Annotated in this window: 19 protein-coding genes and 1 tRNA gene; 9 read left to right on the top strand and 11 right to left on the bottom strand. The window is 36.1% G+C overall.

Annotated features, from left to right (window positions below; translation table 11 throughout):
• Positions 1–92: 92 nt before the first annotated feature.
• Positions 93–1,070 (top strand): polyprenyl synthetase family protein, encoded by a 978-nt coding sequence (locus ASG31_RS08240; RefSeq protein ID WP_056030478.1) that lies wholly within the window; start codon positions 93–95, stop codon positions 1,068–1,070.
• Here the strand turns inward: ASG31_RS08240 and ASG31_RS08235 are convergent.
• Complete coding sequence (locus tag ASG31_RS08235) at positions 1,030–2,754, bottom strand: helix-turn-helix domain-containing protein (protein WP_131725522.1); 1,725 nt, start codon at positions 2,752–2,754, stop codon at positions 1,030–1,032. The two genes, ASG31_RS08240 and ASG31_RS08235, sit on opposite strands and share 41 nt — an antisense overlap.
• Before the next feature lie 314 nt (positions 2,755–3,068).
• On the opposite strand from ASG31_RS08235, the gene ASG31_RS08230 reads away from it, so the two are divergent.
• On the top strand, positions 3,069–3,263 hold the full coding sequence (locus tag ASG31_RS08230; RefSeq protein WP_056030472.1) for a hypothetical protein: 195 nt from the start codon (positions 3,069–3,071) through the stop codon (positions 3,261–3,263).
• Positions 3,264–3,518: 255 nt separating this feature from the next.
• Positions 3,519–5,951 carry a thiamine pyrophosphate-dependent enzyme gene (locus ASG31_RS08225; RefSeq protein WP_056030469.1) on the top strand — a complete coding sequence of 811 codons (2,433 nt, stop codon included), beginning with the start codon at positions 3,519–3,521 and terminating at the stop codon, positions 5,949–5,951.
• 49 nt (positions 5,952–6,000) lie between these two features.
• Here ASG31_RS08225 and ASG31_RS08220 read toward each other — a convergent pair whose 3' ends face one another.
• From ASG31_RS08220 to ASG31_RS08200, 5 genes are all read right to left on the bottom strand, one after another.
• Positions 6,001–6,345, bottom strand: a complete 345-nt coding sequence (locus tag ASG31_RS08220; protein WP_056030468.1) for a DUF4377 domain-containing protein — start codon at positions 6,343–6,345, stop codon at positions 6,001–6,003.
• Between the two features lie 20 nt (positions 6,346–6,365).
• Complete coding sequence (locus tag ASG31_RS08215; protein WP_056030465.1) at positions 6,366–6,701, bottom strand: DUF962 domain-containing protein; 336 nt, start codon at positions 6,699–6,701, stop codon at positions 6,366–6,368.
• A 74-nt stretch (positions 6,702–6,775) separates the two neighbouring features.
• A complete protein-coding gene (locus tag ASG31_RS08210) occupies positions 6,776–6,988 on the bottom strand; it encodes a hypothetical protein (protein ID WP_131725521.1) in 213 nt (70 codons plus the stop codon).
• 75 nt (positions 6,989–7,063) lie between these two features.
• Entirely contained in the window at positions 7,064–7,291 is a 228-nt protein-coding gene (locus ASG31_RS08205; RefSeq protein ID WP_131725520.1) for a hypothetical protein, read from the bottom strand.
• A gap of 24 nt (positions 7,292–7,315) precedes the next feature.
• Complete coding sequence (locus ASG31_RS08200; protein ID WP_056030456.1) at positions 7,316–8,992, bottom strand: APC family permease; 1,677 nt, start codon at positions 8,990–8,992, stop codon at positions 7,316–7,318.
• A 252-nt stretch (positions 8,993–9,244) separates the two neighbouring features.
• Here ASG31_RS08200 and ASG31_RS08195 point away from each other — a divergent pair, with 252 nt between their 5' ends.
• The 3 genes from ASG31_RS08195 (at position 9,245) to ASG31_RS08185 (ending at position 14,217) form a co-directional block, all read left to right on the top strand.
• Positions 9,245–12,208, top strand: a complete 2,964-nt coding sequence (locus ASG31_RS08195) for a tetratricopeptide repeat protein (RefSeq protein ID WP_056030453.1) — start codon at positions 9,245–9,247, stop codon at positions 12,206–12,208.
• A gap of 79 nt (positions 12,209–12,287) precedes the next feature.
• Positions 12,288–14,069, top strand: a complete 1,782-nt coding sequence (locus tag ASG31_RS08190; RefSeq protein ID WP_056030450.1) for a TonB-dependent receptor — start codon at positions 12,288–12,290, stop codon at positions 14,067–14,069.
• Between the two features lie 74 nt (positions 14,070–14,143).
• Positions 14,144–14,217 (top strand) — tRNA-Arg (locus ASG31_RS08185).
• A 104-nt stretch (positions 14,218–14,321) separates the two neighbouring features.
• Here the strand turns inward: ASG31_RS08185 and ASG31_RS08180 are convergent.
• The 5 genes from ASG31_RS08180 to ASG31_RS08160 form a co-directional block, all read right to left on the bottom strand.
• Entirely contained in the window at positions 14,322–14,522 is a 201-nt protein-coding gene (locus ASG31_RS08180) for a DUF2945 domain-containing protein (protein ID WP_056030447.1), read from the bottom strand.
• Between the two features lie 183 nt (positions 14,523–14,705).
• Complete coding sequence (gene arsB, locus ASG31_RS08175) at positions 14,706–15,743, bottom strand: ACR3 family arsenite efflux transporter (RefSeq protein ID WP_056030444.1); 1,038 nt, start codon at positions 15,741–15,743, stop codon at positions 14,706–14,708.
• A gap of 8 nt (positions 15,744–15,751) precedes the next feature.
• Entirely contained in the window at positions 15,752–16,366 is a 615-nt protein-coding gene (locus ASG31_RS08170; RefSeq protein WP_056030440.1) for a low molecular weight phosphatase family protein, read from the bottom strand.
• Between the two features lie 28 nt (positions 16,367–16,394).
• Positions 16,395–16,868, bottom strand: coding sequence for a DUF6428 family protein (locus tag ASG31_RS08165; RefSeq protein ID WP_056030437.1), 474 nt, complete (start codon positions 16,866–16,868; stop codon positions 16,395–16,397).
• A 55-nt stretch (positions 16,869–16,923) separates the two neighbouring features.
• Positions 16,924–17,250: an ArsR/SmtB family transcription factor gene (locus tag ASG31_RS08160; protein WP_056030434.1), complete on the bottom strand. Its 327-nt coding sequence runs from the start codon at positions 17,248–17,250 to the stop codon at positions 16,924–16,926.
• A gap of 138 nt (positions 17,251–17,388) precedes the next feature.
• On the opposite strand from ASG31_RS08160, the gene ASG31_RS08155 reads away from it, so the two are divergent.
• The 3 genes from ASG31_RS08155 (at position 17,389) to ASG31_RS08145 (ending at position 20,112) form a co-directional block, all read left to right on the top strand.
• Positions 17,389–17,673 carry a hypothetical protein gene (locus ASG31_RS08155; RefSeq protein WP_056030431.1) on the top strand — a complete coding sequence of 95 codons (285 nt, stop codon included), beginning with the start codon at positions 17,389–17,391 and terminating at the stop codon, positions 17,671–17,673.
• Between the two features lie 387 nt (positions 17,674–18,060).
• The gene (locus ASG31_RS08150) at positions 18,061–18,237 is read left to right on the top strand and encodes a histone H1 (protein WP_027381692.1); all 177 of its coding nucleotides are present in this window, start codon (positions 18,061–18,063) and stop codon (positions 18,235–18,237) included.
• Between the two features lie 366 nt (positions 18,238–18,603).
• Positions 18,604–20,112, top strand: coding sequence for an alpha/beta hydrolase (locus ASG31_RS08145; protein ID WP_056030430.1), 1,509 nt, complete (start codon positions 18,604–18,606; stop codon positions 20,110–20,112).
• Positions 20,113–20,428 lie beyond the last annotated feature (316 nt).

Raw genomic sequence — 20,428 nt, 5'->3', positions numbered from 1 at the left:
GTATTCAGATTAAATTTAATTTTCCGTTAAAATTAGGCTAAAAAATTTATCTTTGTATCCAGTAAATATCAACTACCCATCATTCAAAGATAGTGGCGAATACCGTAGAAGAAATCAAGAGACCCATCAACGAAGAAATGAAACTTTTTGAACAGAAGTTTTATGAATCGATGCAGACGAAAGTATCTTTATTAGATAAAGTCACCCGTTTTATTGTTACCACAAAAGGGAAGCAGATGCGCCCGATGTTCGTATTTCTATGTGCAAAACTGATTGGTGATGTCAACGAAAAAACCTATCGCGGAGCTTCAATGATTGAATTGATTCACACCGCAACTTTGGTGCATGATGATGTGGTAGATGAAAGTTTTAAACGCAGAAATTTCTTTTCGATCAATGCTTTGTGGAAGAATAAAATCGCCGTTTTGGTTGGTGATTTTCTTTTATCTAAAGCTGTATTACTTTCTACAGATCACAAAGATTATGATTTGCTTGCAGTGATTTCCAGAACCATCAGAGAAATGTCTGAAGGCGAACTTCTACAGCTTGAAAAAGCCCGAAAACTTGATATTACCGAAGACGTTTACTACGAAATTATCCGCCAGAAAACAGCTACATTAATTGCTGCATGTTGTGAAATAGGGGCGTTGTCTAATAATGCTGATGAAAATTTAGCAAAAAAAATGATGGAGTTTGGCACTTACACAGGTATGGCTTTCCAGATTAAAGATGACCTTTTTGATTATTTGAGTTCAAACGTTATCGGAAAACCAGTTGGGATTGACATCAAAGAACAGAAAATGACTTTGCCGTTGATTCACACCCTAAAAATGGCCAACGAGAGGGATAAAAAATATTACTTCAATACCATCAAAAGATACAACAACGATCAAAAAAGGGTAAAAGAATTAATCAATTTTGTGAAGTCTTCCGGAGGCTTGGATTATGCCGTTACGGTAATGAAGGATTTTCAGCAGAAAGCAAAAGATATTCTGAGCGAGTTTCCTGATTCTCAGCCTAAAACGTCCCTTAATCTGATGTTGGATTATGTGATTGAGAGGAACTTCTAGATTTCTCTTTCATCATCTTCACGAAATACGACGGCTTGATCTCAAACTTTCTGTAAAAATTGTCTGAAAAGCTCTCGGCATTGGAAAAACCACAGATGTTGGCCAGCTCTTTAACATCATATTGCAGATAATTAGCATCAGTTCTTAAAAGATCAATAATATAATTTAGCCTGAGATTATTTATATATATATTAAAATTAGAACCTTTGTATGTATTGATAATTTTTGAAAGATATGTGGAGTTTGTTCCTAATTCCTCAACCAAAGATTTTTGAGTGAGCTGACTGTCCAGATATCGCTCTTCATATTCAAACGTATCCAGCTGATTCATAATACTTTTTATGACCAGAGGATTTAAACCCGGAATTTTTGAATAATATTCATCCAGGTTCTCCGGACTTTCAAGATTAAGTTCTTTGACATCTTTATCTGAAATAAAAACCGTCTTAACGGTCTCAGGTTCAGTATTCTCCTGTGCTTCTTTTGTGACGTGATGCTTTTTATGTTCAACCTCAGAATTGATGATAATATTTTCAAATCTTTGCTTGTACAGTTTTTTAATTCTGTAATATCTTATACTGAAAAACAGAATTATTCCCAGACTGATTATGAGAATAAGAAGGAAAATATTGCTTCGCAGGATGAGTAATTTCTCTACTTTGTTTTTTTCAGAGATTAATTTTTTGGTGTCATATTCTTTATTGATTTTAGGATATAGATACTTGAAGTTTTTCTCGTAAGATTTATCCAGAATCATCAGTTTGTCAATGTATTCCAGCTGCTTATCTCTGTTTTTAATTGAATCGTTATATTTTATCAGAATTTCATAAGCCGAGCGGAATTGCGGATCTAACCTATTAGATTTGTTGTATTGATTATCAATAACTTCCATAAACTTAACTGCGATAGTCCGCTTGCCAATCTTCCAGTTGTTAAGCCCTAAATAATAGATTTCTGTGATGTGCGGATATTTATCATTGTACATCTCCAAAGCTTGAGTGAGCTTCTTGATGGATGTTTGATAATCTTTCTGATAAAATGCATCGGTTCCCTGGGATGAGATAAAATAGGGTATGAACTGCTGTAAGTTGTTGTCTGTCAAATAATCAATACTTTCCGAAATCAGTGTTTTATTTTCATTCATTTTACCCATCCTCGTATTATTATCAATATAACTCAATAGAGAATAGATGTAATAGGTCTGATAGTCCTGGCCAAACTTGCTGTCTGTACTTCTTTTTTTAAAAAAATTGATACAGACCTGAAGTTCCTTGGCTGCATCTTCGTGTAAACCGAGATAAATTTTATTTTGAGCTATTAAATAAATACTCTTATAAGTAATGTATTCATCAGCAATATTGTTTGCATTAATATTGGCCACCAAAACATCGTCCAGAGATTTTTGATAATATCCTTCCTGAAAAAATACAGTACCCCTGTTTAAGTAAGCATTAGCAAGGAGGCGCTGGTCTTGTGAGGATTTTGCGACATTTAAAGCCAGATTGGCATTATTTATATTTTCGGGATACTTAGAAAAATTGCTTGCGTAACGATATGCATAAACTAATGCTTCATTATTTTTTTCCTCTTTTGCCTTTTTTATATAATACTGAATCAGTTCCCATGCTTTTTTCTGATCGTTATGAAAACTATCAATTTTTGCCTCGATTTCCTGGTATTCCAACCTTTTTTTAGAATTCTCCTGCGCATTTATATTTTGCGTAAAAAGGAAAATTATAAATAAAGGTAGTAAAATTCCTCTAATCAGGTTGTTACGGGTAGTATAACAAAATGGAGATAACACGTTTGGCTTTTTATAAATTTAAAAGTCTACAATATTAACATAATTAATCTGAATAAAAAACGTAAAATTTAAAAATTGCCGGACATTTTTTATGAATTCCCCGTCATTAAATTTGACTTAAAATTGTTTTCTGCTGTATGTTTGCAACAGAAAATTAAGCGAACTAAAAATTAATCTTTATAAATTAAGCTCATATGAAAAAGTTGATATTATTTTTTTCAGCAGTTTTAATAACTACGGTAATTTCTTGTCGTCAGGATGATGACAATTTCAGCTCAGAAGACTACCAGAATCTTGAGCTTATTAATAAAGCATCACAGAAAATTCAGGATTCTACAAACTCTACAACTGTAGTAGAAGGTGATCCTATTCCACCGCCAAAAAGATAAAAGACCGAACCAAACCACATTTACATATTTAACAATTTTTTTTTTTTTTTCATCATTTGTGTTTTTAGATTCCTTGCGTGTTTCACGCGAGGAACTTTTTTTGTTATAAGTTTTTAATTATTAAGGTATATCCAATAATCATCAATATTTCCGAATTGTGAATTTTTTAAAATAATTAAAAAAAAATACGAATTCTATAAAATTGTTTTATCGCGTACAGTAAAAATTATTTATATTTGTAAAAATCATAGTGTAATGCAGACAACATATATAGAAACGCAACAAATTTCTTTTCAGGATTTTAAAAATCAGATACTTAGCGATTACAAATTAGGAAGAATCTCCCGCGAAATGTCTTATCTTGGAAGGAGAGAAGTACTTACAGGAAAGGCAAAATTTGGTATTTTTGGGGATGGTAAGGAACTTCCACAGCTTGCAATGGCTAAAGTTTTTAAAAATGGTGATTTTCGTTCGGGTTACTATAGAGATCAGACTTTTGCTTTAGCTGCAGACGCACTTACTGTTGAGAGTTTTTTCGCTCAGTTGTACGCAGATACAAGTGTAGAACGTGAGCCCGCTTCTGCCGGGAGACAAATGAACGGTCATTACGCTACAAGAAGTTTAAATGAAGACGGTAGCTGGAAAGATTTAACAGCCCAGAAAAATATTTCTTCTGACATTTCTCCTACAGCGGGACAGATGCCAAGACTTTTAGGTCTAGCCCAGGCTTCCAAAATATATAAATCAGTAAAATTTGACGGTTCTGAGAAGTTTTCTCAGGGAGGCAATGAAGTGGCTTTCGGGACAATTGGTGATGCTTCTACCGCAGAAGGTCATTTCTGGGAAACTTTAAACGCTGCCTGTGCATTGCAGGTTCCAATGATTGTTTCAATTTGGGATGATGGCTATGGAATTTCGGTTCCTACGATGAAGCAGAGAGCTAAAGCTGATATTGCTGAAATGTTGAGCGGTTTCCAGAGAAAAGAAGGCGAGTTTCAGGGTTGTGAAATTATTCAGGTGAAAGCATGGGATTATCCTGCTTTGTTGGATGCTTATGCAAGAGCTGAGCATTTTGCAAGGACAGAATCGGTTCCTGTTGTAGTTCACGTTATTGAAGTTACTCAACCCCAAGGACATTCAACTTCGGGATCACACGAACGATATAAAAATGAAGAGCGTCTTGCATGGGAAACTGAGTTCGACGGTTTGGTGAAATTCAAAGAATGGATTTTAGATTATTCAATCGAGATTGAAGGCAAAGAAGAAGTTTTGGCAACTTCTGAGGAACTTGATGCCATCGAAGAAGAAGCTAAGAAGGATGTAAAAGTCGGTCAGAAGTCAGCGTGGGAGAGTTACCAGAAGACAATCACAGATTTGATCAGTTCAGTATTACCTTTAGTTGAAAATTTAAAAGGACAAAACTCTGAAATTGATAATCATATCACCAATTTTAACAAGTTGGTTTCAAAGGCCAAAAAGGATGTTTTCCATTTGGTAAGAAAATCTTTGCTGGCAACGAGAGGAACAAATTCTTCCGAAAGAAATCAGTTGATGCAGAAATACAACGATATTTTTGAGGTTGAAAAAGATAATTACTCATCTCATTTGTATTCTCAGTCTGAATGGAAGGCTGAAAATGTAAAGGAAATAAAACCTGTTTACTCTGAAAATTCTGATGATGTTGATGGCAGAGTAGTTATCAGAAATAACTTCGATAAAATTTTTGATAAATATCCTGAAACTTTGGTCTTTGGTGAAGACGCCGGAAATATCGGCGACGTAAATCAGGGTCTTGAAGGAATGCAGGAAAAATATGGCGAACTTCGTGTTGCCGATACGGGAATCCGTGAAGCCACGATTCTCGGCCAAGGTATTGGAATGGCGATGAGAGGTTTAAGACCAATCGCTGAAATTCAGTATCTTGATTATATATTGTATTGTCTACAGGGAATGAGCGATGATTTGGCGACTGTTCAGTACAGAACAAAAGGCGGACAAAAAGCGCCAGTGATCATCAGAACGAGAGGTCACAGACTGGAAGGTGTTTGGCATTCAGGTTCACCAATGGCGGGGATTTTAAATCTTTCCAAAGGTATTTTGGTTTTAGTTCCAAGAAACTTAACTAAAGCTGCAGGATTTTACAACACGATGCTTCAGAGCGACGAACCTGCTGTGATTGTTGAATGTTTAAACGGATACAGATTAAAAGAAAAACAACCGGATAATATCGGTGAATTCACTGTTCCTGTCGGGAAAATTGAAGTAACAAAAGAAGGAAAAGACGTTACTTTGGTAACCTACGGTTCGACCTGGAGAATTGTCACTGAAGCAGCCAACGAATTAGAAAAATTAGGGATTTCAGCAGAAGTGATTGATGTACAGTCATTAATTCCTTTCGATTTGACGCACGAAGTTGCTGAGTCTGTTAAGAAAACCAACAGATTGGTCGTAATCGACGAAGATGTGCAGGGCGGAACTTCAGCCTTTATCCTACAGCAGATTTTAGAGAAAGAAAAAGCTTTCAGATATTTGGATTCTGATCCTTTGACGATTGCAGCTAACGATCACAGACCTGCTTATGCAAGTGACGGTGATTATTTCTCAAAACCATCAGCAGACGATATGGTTGAGAGAATTTACGCCATGTTTAATGAAACAAATCCGGAGAAATATCCTGCGATATTTTGATTTGAATTTAAATAAATCTGAAAACCGTTTTTTTTTGAAAGCGGTTTTTTTATTTCTTAATCTTGGAAACTTGTTTTACTAAAATGTATTTAATTGAAGATCCATCCATTGGTGGATTGGAGATTTTCTCCGTTCTCACTTTCAATTCATATTCAAAACCAGGCTCGTAAGTAAAACCTTCGATGTTTGAATAGAAATTTGCCCAGCTATCAGTAGCATTTTCTCTTACCTGAAGACATTTCATAGGAGCAACACCGGTGCAGTCTTTCGTTTCTGAGCCGACAAACAGGGTTTTTTCAGAAGAATTTTCAGTTGAAGGACTTGCTGTGCAGTTTAAAAGAATCAGTGAAAAAATTGTAAGGCAAGACCGTTTTATAATCGATAAAGTTTTCATTATGAATATTATTTTGAATTTTAATGTTCGGGTTCATCTTCTTTCGGTTGCGAAAATTTCTGTTTTCCAGTCAATAGTTCAAAAAACATTTTAAAATCTGAAATCAACGACCAAAGAGGATATTTAAAGGTCGCCGGACTATTTCTCTCAACCACAGCATGGCTGAACCAGGCAAAACCGTATCCGAAAAGCGGAACGTACCAGAGAAACCTTTCTTTCCCGGAGTAAAAGACGTAACCAACGACAAAAAATACCAGCAGAGTGCCGATGAAATGTAAAATGCGCGTTCCTGTTTTGCTGTGTTCAGTGAGATAAAACTGATAGAATTCACTGAATGTTTTTATTCTCTCAGACATAACTTCAGTTTTTTAAAGTTCCGATCATGTAGGTTTTTGATGCGTTTAAAGCTTTTGAGTTTTCGGTTTTTCTTTTACCACGCCTTTATTCTGAATGTAACTGGAGTGGATAAAATAGGTGTCTCTGTTTTCCCTTGTGATGAATCTGTATGAAAATCGAGCTCAGCGATGTAAACTGTCATTTCCGGTTTGGAAAGAATATATTCTTCCAGATCTTCTATTTTTGTGAAGTATTTGATTTCACTATAGAGCTTTTTTATCATCAGGGAGGAAGCCTGCTGTGCCATATAAACCCTTTCAATTTTAATACCAAAATCGCTCAGAACGTTTGTCACAAAGTATCCGCAGGCAATTGTGACGGATTATGAAGTTCGAGTTGTCCCTCCAGAAGACCATCGCGTACCATGCCAGTATTCCGGAATGTCGTAATTGATATATCTGAAAAAATAACTGCGTTTTTGAGTATCAGTTTTTAATTTAATCTGAGCAAAAAAATCTTTATAAGAAACTTTCTCTATACTGTTTTCCGTAGTGGAAGCACGAATATTTTCGGTCTTTTCACTGCATCCCAATATTATCAGGACGAACAAAAAAAGTATTTTCTTCACCGGAAATCAAGCTTGTCTTAGTTTGCTGTTTTTATAGCCGTAGAAGAAATAAATCACAAGACCGATGGCAAACCAAAGCCCGAACCAGAACCAGTTGTCATGGCTCATTCCCGTTAAAAGATAAAGACATGAGCTTAATCCTATTAATGGAATTAAAGAGAAATTTTTAATGAAAGTAACAACACATAATATCAAATTAACCATGATGAAAAAGAAAATTGAAGCTCTGAATTCGCCTTCATTTGGATCTTTCCAGTCCATTAAATTTTCAAAAAAAGCAGGCTGGAAATAATAAAATCCAACTAAGGTTCCAATAAAAATAACAGGAAAAATAATCTTTCCATTGATGTAAGGAAGGTGAAATCTGCCTTTGATTTTTTCTTTCGCAGGCAACATCAAAACTCCGGCGCAAACCAAAACGAAAGCGAAAATAGTTCCGATGCTGGTAAAGTCTAAGATGAAGCTTTTATCTGTAAAAAGAATAGGAATTCCCACTACGATACCGGTGACAATCGTTGCGAAAGATGGTGTTTTGTATTTTGGGTGGACATCCTGAAATTTTTTAGGCATCAGTCCGTCACGGCTCATGGCGTACCAGATTCTCGGCTGCCCCATCTGGAATACCAAAAGTACCGTTGTAATCGCAATAATCGCAATAAAAGAAACGGTAAGTTCCATCCACGCAACATTGGCATTGGTTTTTTCAAAAATAAAGGAAAGTGGGTCTCCCACACCGTCAAATTTTCTGTAATCCACCATTCCGGTTAAAACCAAAGTCAGTGCGATGTAAATTACTGTGCAGAGCGCAAGGGAAATAATCATTCCTTTGGGCAAAGTTTTCTGAGGGTCTTTTGTTTCTTCTGAAAGCACACTCAAAGCATCAAAACCGATGTAGGCAAAAAATACTCCCGAAACGGCACTCATCACTCCGGCAAAACCGTTGGGCATAAATGAACTTACCTGTGTTTCAGGATTCAGGGGCGTCCAGTTTCCGGTGTTGATGAATTTATATCCTACCAGAATTACAAGGACGATCACGGCCAGTTTTAAAATTACCAAAACATTGTTGAAATTCTTACTTTCTTTCACTCCTACAAAGCAAAGCCATGTAATTAAACCATTGATTACCAATGCCGGAATATCGAGAATCATTTTTAAACCTCCAATTTCCGGAGCATTTATCCATGCGTTTAAAAGTTCCTTATTCGTCGACTGTGGCGTGCTGAAAAATGCTTTTTTTGCCTCTGTATAACTGCAACTGAGATATTCAGGGATGTGAACGTCCAATCTTCCCAAAAAACTGGTAAAATAATCTGACCAGGAAAATGCAACATAAATATTTCCGAAAGAATATTCCATAATTAATGCCCAACCGATAATCCAGGCAATCAATTCACCAAAACTCGCATAGGCATAGGTGTAGGCAGATCCTGCAGTTGGAATACGGCTGGCAAATTCAGCATAGCAGAGCGCCGTAAAACCACAGGCAAAACCACAGATCAGATAAAGTAAGATTACGCCCGGTCCTCCTCTGAAAATAGCTTCACCCAAACTGCTGAAGCTACCGGCACCAATGATGGCGGCAATTCCGAAAAAAACAATGTCCCAAACTCCTAAAACACGAAGGAGTGAAGTGGAAGTATCTGTCTCTGAATAGTTCTTTCTCCTGAAAAGTTGATTCATTAATAGTTTATTTGAATTGAAAAAAACAAATGTAATTAAAAGTTTCAGAATATTACGTTTTTCTTAACATTTCTTAAGAGAAAGTTAAATACCTGTAAAAAATAATCCACATACTAACATTATGTTAAAAGCCTTGTCCAGACAATATCTTTTTGATATTTTCGTTGATAAATTGTGGATAATTATAATCTTTAAATACAAAGATGTAAGTAATTAATTTTCAACACAGATCATTCAAAAATTTTAAAATTAATGAGATCAGAAAAGATACTTTTAGCTGCTGCTGTGATGTATTTCGGGGTTTCCGAAGCTCAGCAGTCTCAATATTTCAGTCAGAAAGAAAATTACAGATTCGGCTTGGCAGAGAATCTGTATCAAACCAAAATATACAATTCTTCTCAGTACGAATACGCAAGACAATATTTCTACAATCAGAATCTTTCGAGATCTAAAAAGGAAGCTGCACAGTTTTTCGATAACGTGATTGGTGTGATTTTACAGAAAAATCACGCGGAAGAAGGGTTGACGGCTTTCATCAAGGAATATCCAAAATCTGCCTATTTTGCACAGGCAAATCTTCCGTTGGCGGATTATTATTTAGCCAAAAAAGATTTCAAAAAAGCTTTACAGACTTTAAAAAAGGTTAATCAATATCAGCTGACGAAAGAGGAGAACACGCAGTACATCATGAAACTGGGTTATGCCAAATTCATGTTGGGTGATGCAAAAGGTGCGATTGATGCATTGGAAGAAGCTTACAAAACTTCAGATGGAACTCAAAAAGGCGATATCGCTTACATGCTCGGACATTTAAATTATGCCGGCAGAAATAATGATAAAGCTTTTCAGTATTTTGATTCCATTAAAAATGAAGAGAAATATTCCAAACTCGTGAGACCTTATTATGTGCAGATGTACTTTAATGAAAAGGATTATGATAAGGCAATCACAGAAGGAAATGCACTTTTAAACGAAGATATTTCTGAATCTTACAAAGCAGAGGTTCACAAAATCATTGGCGAAAGTTATTTTATGAAAAATGACTACAGTTCTGCATATCCTCACCTGAAAGACTATCTTGCCGTACAAACCAATCCTTCAGAAAATGATCTGTATGAAATGGGATTTGTTGCTGCCAAGCTGAAGAAGCATGACGAAGCGGTTTCCTACTATAATCAGTTAGTCAATTCCAATTCTGCTTTGGCTCAGAACGCATACTATCAGTTAGGAAACGCCTATTTGGAAGTTGGGAAGAAGCAGGAAGCGCTTTCGGCTTTCAGGTCTTCTTATCAGATGAACTATGATAAGGGAGTGAAAAAACTGGCGCAGGAGCAATATGCAAAATTAAGCTACGACATCGGAAACCCTTTTGAGAACGCTTCTCAGGTGATTCAGAATTACATGACTGATAACAAAGCAGAAGCAGACAACACCGAAATGAAATCTCTTTTGGTGAAATCTTATCTGTATTCAGGTAATTATCGTGAAACTTTAAATGCGATCGACAGACTTCAGAATTCCACGCCGGAAATCGATAAAATTGATCAGGAGGTTTCTTATCTTTTGGGGACGGAAGAATTTAACAAAGGAAATTTTGATGAAGCTGAACGTTTTCTCTTGAGAAGTCTGGAATTTAATATCAATAAAGAATTCAACAGCCGCGCACTTTACTGGCTCGGACAAACGTATTATCAGAAAGGAAATTATCCTTCTGCAATCGTGCGTTATGAAAAGCTTTTAACAGAAACTTTTCCTGAAAAACAGCAATTGCCTTACGATTTGGGATATGCTTATTTTAAATCCAAAAAGTTTGATCAGGCTCAGAAATATTTTAAACAGTATTTAGCTAATCCTAAAACGGAATATAAAAGCGATGCACAGCTTCGTTTAGCCGATATCGATTACGCCAACAATGATCTGGATGCAGCAATTGCCGTGTACGACCAGAATCAGGATGCAACGGATTATACTTTGTTCCAAAAGGCGATGGCTTTAGGATTTAAAGGAGATAATAATTCTAAAATTACCAACTTAAAATCTTTAATTTCAAAATATCCTGACTCAGAATATACCGATGATGCTCAATATGAAATTGGTGTTGCCTACGCAAGTCAGGATGATTTTGCCAACTCTTCAGATTTCTTTTCGAAAGTAATTAAATCTTCGTCTGACCGTGATCTGGTGGCAAATGCTTCGATTTACAAGGCTCAGAATTTGATTGATCAAAATCAGAATGAAAAAGCCTTGGCTGAATTCACCTCATTGGGTCAGCAGTATAAAAATACGCAGTATGCAGATAAAATTGTGCAGGCTGCAAAACCAATCTTTACGAAAAACGGAGATGTTTCAGCATATGAGACTTTTGCCAGAAATCTTGGAGTAAATGTTGATGCTTCAGAAATCGACGAAATCAATCTTTCTACCGGCAAGCAGTTTTTTGCTAAAAAAGATTACAAAAATGCAATCTCTTACTACGAGAAATATTTAACTCAAAATCCAACCGGTGAAGGTCTTTATCAGGCTAAATACGAGTTGGGAGAAAGTTATTATCAAACCAAAAATTCTACTAAAGCTTTGTTGGTTCTTCAGGAAGTTGGGAATGTAGCCAACGACTATCAGGATGATGCTCAGACAAGATTAGCACAGATCTACATCGCACAGGGAAATTCTTCGGAAGCCAAAAAATATCTTGAAAGTCTGGTGAATTCTTCAGACATCAACATCAGAAACTATGCAAATGTAGAAATGATGAAAATTTATGCCGAGGAAAAGAATTTCTCACAGGCTGAAAAACTGGCCGACGCTGTGATTTTAAATAATAAAAACTCAGCTGCTGTAATTGAAACTGCAAAAGTGATTAAAGCGAGAAGTTTGATGAATGCAGGGAAAGATAAAGATGCACAATCTGCATTTGCTGCTCTGGAAAAATCTTCCAATACTGAAGTTGCTGCAGAATCTTTGTATGCAAAAGCATTCTATCAGAATAAAGCCAAATCATTCAAAACTTCAAATGAAACCATTTTTAAACTGGCTAATAATTACGCATCAGAAGAATACTGGGGTGCAAAAGCTTTGGTTCTAATGGCGAAAAATTATGTGGGACTAAAAGACAACTATCAGGCGAGTTATACCTGTGATCAGATCATTTCAAACTACGCAGATTTCCCTGAAATTGTAGCGGAAGCGAAAGAAGTTAAAAAAACGATTAAAAAGTAAGATGTACGATGTACAAAGTAAAATGTACAAAGCAGAAAACATGATACATCACATTATACATTAATACAATTTTTTAAAAATGAACAAGCAAATTCAAATACTATCTATATTATTTCTGGGATTCTCTTCGGTTGCATTTTCGCAGATCAAGGAAGAAAAACTGATTCTTAATAAAAAAAGAGAACCGGAAGTAAAAAAAATCGAGAAAAAGAAAACTTCAGTGGAAACGGTAAAAAACTATCCGCCTGAAGAAAAATCTGCCAATCCGGTGAAATATACAATTACCGATGTTCCTGTGGTGAGTGATTTTAAAACTTCTACAATTCAAGGCGAAGATGTGGCTCCGAAATTTGATGAAACAGCTCAGGACAACTACATCCAGTTTGGAATGGGGAACTATGGAAAAATCTTAGGTGATGCCCATGTTTCAAAAGTTCTTGAGAATAAATTGGAAGTCGGGGCAGATGCACATTGGTTATCTACACAGGGTCTGAAAAAAGATTATGTTTGGGATTCGAAGCAGAGTGCTGCAACTATCGGTGCTTTCATGAATTCTTACGGCGAAAAAGGGAAATTTAATCTGAATGCAGAATATGGTTTGGATCATTATAATTATTACGGAATCTATGCGCTACAGCCTGATGCGGGCGTTAACTTAGACCAAAAAGTCAATCAGTTTAAAGTAAACGGTTACTACGATTTTTATTCCAACGAAATTCTGAACGATGTCAGAGTAAAGTCTTTATTTCTGACTGATCATTTTGAAGCTAAAGAAAACCAGGTTTCTGCTTTGGCAAATCTATCGAAACATGCAGCAGAACTGGGAGATTCCGGTTTTACACTCAACGCTGATTTAGGTTTAGGTTTAGAGGCTGTGAAAACTGAATTTAAAATCAGAGATGCAAATTCATCCAATTTCGTGAATGCTAGTTTAACTCCGGAAATCAGTTTCAGAAAAGGAGATTCTTATTTAAGTATAGGTTCTTCATTTTCTTTTTTAAATTCTAAAAATGATAATTTAATTTTAGCAGAACAGTTAAAATCAAATAAAACCTATTGGTTTCCACAGGCAGAATTTCAGTATGCTGCAGCTAATGAATTCAAATTCTACGGTGGAGTAGACGGAGGTTTAAAGCTGAATACGTACGGAGAACTTTTACAGCAGAATCCGTTTTTGGTTTCTGACCAGTATTTGAGACCAACCGAAACAAAATACCATTTCTATGCAGGTTTGCGAGGAGATATTGACGAAACTTTCAAATACGACGTTTCTGCAGGTTTCGGAAAAATGAACAATATTTTGTTTTTCCGAGCCAACTCATTATTTGACAATGCATTTACGCTGAACCGTTCTGCCTACAATTTTGCAAATACATTCTCAACCGTTTATGACGACGGAAATGTAAGCGACATCAAAGGAAGTCTTCAGTATTTTCCGCTTGAAAATTTAGTGATTGACGGTGAAGTGAGATTCCAAAAGTATGATTTGAACAATTATAAAAATATTTATAACGTTCCATTACTCACTGCATCTTTCGGAGCAAAATATACGATGTTGGAGAAAAAACTTCTTTTAGGCTTCAAAGGAATCTTCGCAAGTGACAGAACCACAAATTCTTACACTCTTACAGGTGTTCCGGATCCTTTGGTTGCAGGTTCTACCGTTTACCAGTCTACAGAAGATACCAATGATAAAGTTGGTGGTTATGCAGATTTAAACTTATCCGCAGAGTACAGATTTCACAAAAATTTTAGTATTTTCGCAGTCGGAAACAATCTTCTCGGTGCCAAATACCAAACGTTTCAAGGCTACAAAGTCTTAGGAGCGCAGGTTTTAGGAGGCGTGAAAATTTCTTTCTAAAATATGAGTAATGAGTAATCGTAATGAGCAATTTGCATTACTTATCACCAATTACTCATTACTCATAAAAAAACGGCTTCGTAGTTCAACTGGATAGAATATCGGATTTCGGCTCCGAGGGTTGGGGGTTCGAATCCCTTCGAAGTCACAGTAAGCAAACTCTTTATTCTTGGGAGTTTGCTTATTTTTTTAAAATTAATACTGATATAATCGGTAACAAAATCGGTAACAGTTAAAAGATTATATAATTACTTAAATCTTCTTCAAAGCCGAGGCTTTATGCACTGCAGATTTTCCTGTTTTTTCGCTCATAACTTCATATTGTGGTTGTTCTTCTGATGCTTTTCGCTCTTTATTCATGAAGGTAAAATCTTTCTTGTGAACCTTTTGTACCGTCCCGTGAGTTTCACCGTTCTGAAATTTCCATTTTACGTGGTCTCCTTTTTTTAGCATATTATTTTAATTTTATAATTGATTTGGTTTTAATTTTAAAATCTTCTGAGGAATTTTAAAATTTCAATTCAAATAGTATGCTGCAATATTTAACTTTAAGAAGAAATTATTTCTATTGAAAGTAGAGTCCTGATGAAACTGCTTAAATTCTTCAGTTTCAAAAGGCTCTGCCATCATTTTAAGCTACATTTTGTGAATGTATTTTTTCCTGAGGTAGAGACTTACTTTCACGAGTAAGATCAACACCGGAACTTCTATCAAAGGTCCTATTACGCCTACAAATGCCTGTGGGGAGTGTATTCCGAAAACGGCTATAGCTACAGCAATTGCCAATTCAAAATTATTACCTGTAGCTGTAAAAGCAATCGATGCATTTTTTTCATAAGGAATCTTCAGTGCTTTGCTGATAAAAAAGCTGATAAAAAATGTCAGTACAAAATAAATCACCAGCGGTACAGCAATTTTCACAACGTCCAGCGGTAATTCTACGATTTTTCCGCCCTTTAAACTGAACATTAAAATAATTGTAAAGAGCAGAGCATAAAGTGTAAGAGGTGAGATGGTAGGGATAAATTTTCTGTTGAACCAGTCTTTTCCTTTTAAATGAATCAGAAACCATCGGCTCAGAAAACCTGCAACAAATGGAATGCCCAGATATATAAGAACGCTTTCGGTGACATCCTTCATTGGGACAGCGATATTAAAGTTTCCCAAGCCAAGTTTTTGAGGTAATATATTTATGAAAAGCCAAACATAAAAACTGTAAAAAAACAGTTGAAAAATACTGTTGAGTGCTATCAGCAAGGCCGCATATTCTCTGCTTCCTTTTGCCAGATCGTTCCATACAATCACCATTGCGATACATCTTGCCAAACCAATCAGGATTAAACCAATCATATATTCCGGTTCGTCCTTTAGAAAAATAATTGCCAGGGTAAACATTAAAGCAGGACTGATAATCCAGTTGAGCAGTAATGATACAGACATTACTTTTCCGTCTTTAAAAGCCATTGGCAGAAGAGAATAATCCACTTTTGCAAGCGGCGAATACATCATTAAAATCAGTCCTGCGGCAAGAGGAATGTTGGTTGTACCTACAGACAGAGAGTTTGTTATCATCGAGATATTCGGAAAAAAATATCCCAAACCGACTCCAATTGCCATTGCAAGGAAAATCCAAAGAGTTAGAAAGCGGTCGAGGAATTTTAATTTTGGCTTCATTACGATGTTCAGTGTTTATTGATCTGTGAAAAAACGTAGAACATTTCTGCACCAATGTCCAGACTCCGTTCAGTATAAATCGATGTCTGTTCCGGTGTATTGTCGGCAATTTTTGGATCTTCAAAAGTAATAGAAATCCGCTTTTCTGCACCTGCGATAAAAGGGCAGCCGCCGTCCGCCTGAGAACAGGTAAGAATTGCGGCAAAACCTGAAGCAGGATTGAATGAACTGTCATATCTTTTTGAAAAACCTATAATCGGATTTCGGTTTTCGTCATACTTTACAGCATAAACAGGATTTTCTGCAGAGGAAATCTGAGTAATTTTCAGACCCTGGCTGCGTAAAGTCTCCACAACTGTCGGAAACATCGCCGTCTCTTCCGTTCCTCCGGAATAGCACGTCACATCCGGTATCTTGTAATAAGCACTCGCAACCTGTGCCCAGACCTGCGACAGATGACTTCTTCTGGAATTATGAGTGCAGATAAAATTCAGATTAATCATATTCTGCTCCTGCAGTTTTTTGGCAATAAAATCAACCAATGGTTCTAAAAGAGCCTTCCGCTCGTTGCTTATTTTTTTTATTTTAAGTAATTCTATCGTTTCTAATAACTTTGTATACATATTTTTCTCTTATTCAATTCAACTTAAATTAGCAACATCCGGAATCCGGAGTACAGCACGAACTTTGAGGTACAGAGATTTCCGATAATTTTATTTTTTTCTTTTCTGTGGAAATTCCGCATGCTTCCTGAGCCAGACAGGAAGTGGTTTTATTTTTCAGCACAAATGTTTCTCCGTTAAAATCTAAATCATACTTTCCAATAGTTTCATTTTGATATTCCACTTCAATATCAAAATCTTCGATTCCTAACTGATCTTCAGAAAGTTTGATGATGCTGAGTAATTTGCCGGGTTTCAGGCGGTGTTCAAAATCATTGGCATTCAACAGCTGAAAATTTACCACTTTTTCTGAGCGCAATGTGCCGCCGCAATCGATGAAGTTTTTGGTGATTACTCCCACTTCCGTTACGTGAAAATGTTCCGGTACAAAGGTTCCGTTTTCAAGCTGAAATTCAACATTCTGCAAGGTTGGTAAAATTTCTTTAATTTCTGAAAGCTTCATAAAAAACGTTTATAGGTTAAATGCAATATTGCGATATATATTGATAAAAAAATGCTCAGCAGCATTTGGATTGTGATACAGTCTTAACTATTGAAGACAGAAACATATTTACTGTTTCGATGGATTTTTCATTGATGCAGTAGCAGATAGTGTTTCCCTCAATATTTCCTTTAATAATGCCTGCATTTTTGAGTTCTTTCAGATGCTGCGAAACGGTAGGCTGAGCTAACGGAAGCTCATTCACTATATCACCACAAATGCATTCATTTACCTTCAATAAATAATCAATGATGGCAATTCTGGCGGGATGGCCTAAAGCTTTGGCAATTGTAGCAATCTTATTCTGTCGATCAGTAAAATGTTCAGTTTTTGTTGCACCCATTTTTTTTATTTAATATTGCAATATTACGATAAAAAAGTTGATTAGATAAAACTGATTATTATTTAATACAAAATTCTCGTAACAATTTGTTAACATTAAATAAAAACATCCCTTTCCTAAAAGATGTAATTTTACATTATGGGAAAGAAAAAAAAGAAGGTAACGAAAGAGCAGCTGGATGAGCTGAAAGGTTTAAGAAAACAGCTTTCGCCACAGTTATCTGTTGACAGTAAAATCAGTACTTTAATTCAGGTGAGCCAGGTTTTGAGAACGATTAATCTCACGAGCACATTTTCCAGCAATATTACTACAGAGTTTACAGGACTTGAAGTTTTTGGAGAGCGGTATAATAATTTCCCGAGAATCACTGCGGTTATTGATGATGCCATCAGCTACTATGACGAGCAGCTGAAAGCTTTTTAGAAGTTTTCTTTTCGGGCAGATCTATGATTAACTATTTAAAGTGGTTTTTTACTAATTTTCGCCCGTTTCTGTAGCGGATCTGTATTACGTCATTCATTGTCTTGTTGCTGTTCTACAACGCCTTTTTTAAAAGCAGGACGGAGTACTGTCTTGTACTTTACATCAGGATTTTTAGAATTAATCTATTTTAAAAAGTGGCTATTAAACTCTCCTGATGATTTCTGCAAATTCTGATATTAAAAACATAAAAATCACGGCAAAATATCAAACATTCGGCAAAAACAGACCTCAAAGCCCATAAAATGTACATTTTTGTGTTAAATTTCTTTAATGAAGTTATGCATATATCATCTGAAACCATATATTTGCAACCTAAATTTATTAGACATGAAAGAACTTATTGAAAAAATCAACGCAGAATTTGAAGCGTTTACAACAGAAGCAAACCAACAGGCTGAGAAAGGTAACAAAGCAGCTGGAACAAGAGCTCGTAAAGCAGCTTTAGAATTGAGCAAACTTTTCAAAGACTTCAGAAAAGTTTCTGTAGAAGAATCAAAAAAATAATCATTTTTTTAGCCGGTTTCCAAACCGGTTTTTTTATGCCTTTTCTCGAAAATATAATGAATATTTTTGATTACCTAGGAAACTAAGACGTTAAGAAATTTTGAAGAATTTCCGTTAAGAAATTTCTTATTTTTGAGTGGCGGCAATGTTTATTGTTTTTACAAACAATTCTTCAATCCGCCCGAGTTTAGAAATTTTAGGAAATTGTTTAAAATTTTAGTCTTAGTTTCCAGTCTTGAACTTTTCGTTCTTTTGTTTCAAGACAAAAGAACAATTCATCTCATTATTTTCAGTGATTTTTAAATTTTGTTTAAAATCTGAACGTAAAATTTTTTACCTTAGAGTGTATAAAACAAAAACTAAATCATGCCAAACGAAAACTCTGCGCTCAGCCGCAACAACTACGTAAGCGTGGGAAAAGACGGCACGTTTTTTCCCGGAAATAATCCTTTGTTCAACAGCACTCCACAGGAGATTGACCAGCTGTTTCAAAACCTGAAAGATAAAAATCTGACAAAGATTGTACTATATTTTCACGGAGGGCTCGTACCGGCCAGAGACGGGATGGAAACTGCCGGTCGCATAGTGAAATATGTGGAAAAAGACACCAATGCACATCCCATCTGCTTTATTTGGGAAACCGGACTTCAAAAAACTGTGGCAGACAATCTTGATATAGCTCAAAAATCTGACTTTTTTAAAAAACTTATGGTCAAAGTGATCAAAGTTGCCGGAAAAAAACTTGGGATTGAAGCGGTAGACAACATCGGAAATTCTAAGGGAGTAGAAACCATGAAAGAATCTGAAATTCATGCTGAATTAAACAGGGAAGAGCCATTTAAAAATTATCAGGTGAATGCAGGCTCAAAATCTGCTTCCGTAATTTATGCAGAAACCATAAGCTCTGATGCCGCGATAGAAGCCCGAATCCTTCCTGAAATAGAAGCAGAACTTGAGGAGGAAATTGAAAGTGATCAGGAATTTAAAAATAGTGCAGCTGCAGAAAAATCTGAACAGGAAGCCAGACTGCTCAATCCCGAATACGCAGGTGTAGAAGTTGCCGAAGGAAAAGGAATAATCAGCTCTGCGAAACTAATTGCCGCTGCGGTAAAAATTACCTACAATGTTATTAAAAGGCATATTCAGAAAACAGATCACGATTTTTATCCCACGGTGATTGAAGAAATTCTCAGAGAAATTTATGTATCAAACCTTGGAAACTGGCTTTGGGGAAACATGAAGAAAAAAGCTGCCGCAATGTGGAAATCATCAGATTTTACAGGAGATTACCAGGACTGGCACGTGGGTTCCTACGTTATTAAAAAACTGGAAGAATACCAAAAAGAATCAGGAAAACCGCTTACGGTTGATCTGGTAGGGCACTCCGCAGGGTCTATTGTCATCTGTGAATTATTCAAAAAATTGAAAGCGGAAAAGAGTGAGCTGAAATTCAGAAATGTAATGTTTTTTGCTCCCGCCTGCCGTTGTGATTTGTTTGACGAAGCCATTCTCTCTTCGCCTGAGAGATTTTCTTCATTCAGAATTTTCACAATGAAAGACGACCTCGAGAAACAGGATCATTTGGTAAAACATTTTTATCCGAGATCTTTGCTGTATCTTATTTCCGGAATTCTGGAAGAGGAGAGAGACGCCCATATTTTAGGTTTACAAAGACACATCACAGGAAACAAACCATATATTGGCGATATGTTTACGAGAATTAAAACATTTTTAGCTGACGAAGGAAAGATTGTATATTCAAAATCTGATGATACCGCTTTAAATGGTTTCAAAACAGGCTCGCTCTCACACGGTGGTTTTGATGATGATAAAGAAACAACTTTAGACAGCATGGTTTATCTTATTAATCAATAATTTATGCCGAAAAACAATAACGATTTTGCCGTTGTAATAGGTGTAAGTCATTATAAAGGCCTTACAAAACTATAGGGTCCGGCTGATGATGCTCGGAAATTTTACAACTGGCTGACAGGCGAAGCTGAAGGCAGTTTACCTCCGGAAAACTGTCATTTAATTTTATCTGAAGAAAATCCACTTACTCCGATTCAGGATGGTATAGATACGGCTTTTGCAGATATTCTGGAAGCTTTCCGGGCAAGTGGAAAAGAAGGAAGAAGGCTGTACTTTTATTTCTCAGGTCACGGCCTCGGAATAGACTGGAATGAAACAG

This window comes from Chryseobacterium sp. Leaf404, assembly GCF_001424145.1.
In the GTDB taxonomy this organism is placed as follows: Bacteria; Bacteroidota; Bacteroidia; order Flavobacteriales; family Weeksellaceae; genus Chryseobacterium.
The sequence above is the reverse complement of the archived record's forward strand: the minus strand, read 5'-3'. Positions and strand labels throughout refer to the sequence as shown.

Coding starts and splice junctions, on each gene's coding strand:
- ASG31_RS08230 (WP_056030472.1), top strand. CDS start 3,069: ATGAAAAAGTTGATATTATTTTTTTCAGCAGTTTTAATAACTACGGTA.
- ASG31_RS08225 (WP_056030469.1), top strand. CDS start 3,519: ATGCAGACAACATATATAGAAACGCAACAAATTTCTTTTCAGGATTTT.
- ASG31_RS08220 (WP_056030468.1), bottom strand. CDS start 6,345: ATGAAAACTTTATCGATTATAAAACGGTCTTGCCTTACAATTTTTTCA.
- ASG31_RS08215 (WP_056030465.1), bottom strand. CDS start 6,701: ATGTCTGAGAGAATAAAAACATTCAGTGAATTCTATCAGTTTTATCTC.
- ASG31_RS08210 (WP_131725521.1), bottom strand. CDS start 6,988: ATGGCACAGCAGGCTTCCTCCCTGATGATAAAAAAGCTCTATAGTGAA.
- ASG31_RS08200 (WP_056030456.1), bottom strand. CDS start 8,992: ATGAATCAACTTTTCAGGAGAAAGAACTATTCAGAGACAGATACTTCC.
- ASG31_RS08195 (WP_056030453.1), top strand. CDS start 9,245: ATGAGATCAGAAAAGATACTTTTAGCTGCTGCTGTGATGTATTTCGGG.
- ASG31_RS08190 (WP_056030450.1), top strand. CDS start 12,288: ATGAACAAGCAAATTCAAATACTATCTATATTATTTCTGGGATTCTCT.
- ASG31_RS08180 (WP_056030447.1), bottom strand. CDS start 14,522: ATGCTAAAAAAAGGAGACCACGTAAAATGGAAATTTCAGAACGGTGAA.
- arsB (WP_056030444.1), bottom strand. CDS start 15,743: ATGAAGCCAAAATTAAAATTCCTCGACCGCTTTCTAACTCTTTGGATT.
- ASG31_RS08170 (WP_056030440.1), bottom strand. CDS start 16,366: ATGTATACAAAGTTATTAGAAACGATAGAATTACTTAAAATAAAAAAA.
- ASG31_RS08165 (WP_056030437.1), bottom strand. CDS start 16,868: ATGAAGCTTTCAGAAATTAAAGAAATTTTACCAACCTTGCAGAATGTT.
- ASG31_RS08160 (WP_056030434.1), bottom strand. CDS start 17,250: ATGGGTGCAACAAAAACTGAACATTTTACTGATCGACAGAATAAGATT.
- ASG31_RS08155 (WP_056030431.1), top strand. CDS start 17,389: ATGGGAAAGAAAAAAAAGAAGGTAACGAAAGAGCAGCTGGATGAGCTG.
- ASG31_RS08150 (WP_027381692.1), top strand. CDS start 18,061: ATGAAAGAACTTATTGAAAAAATCAACGCAGAATTTGAAGCGTTTACA.
- ASG31_RS08145 (WP_056030430.1), top strand. CDS start 18,604: ATGCCAAACGAAAACTCTGCGCTCAGCCGCAACAACTACGTAAGCGTG.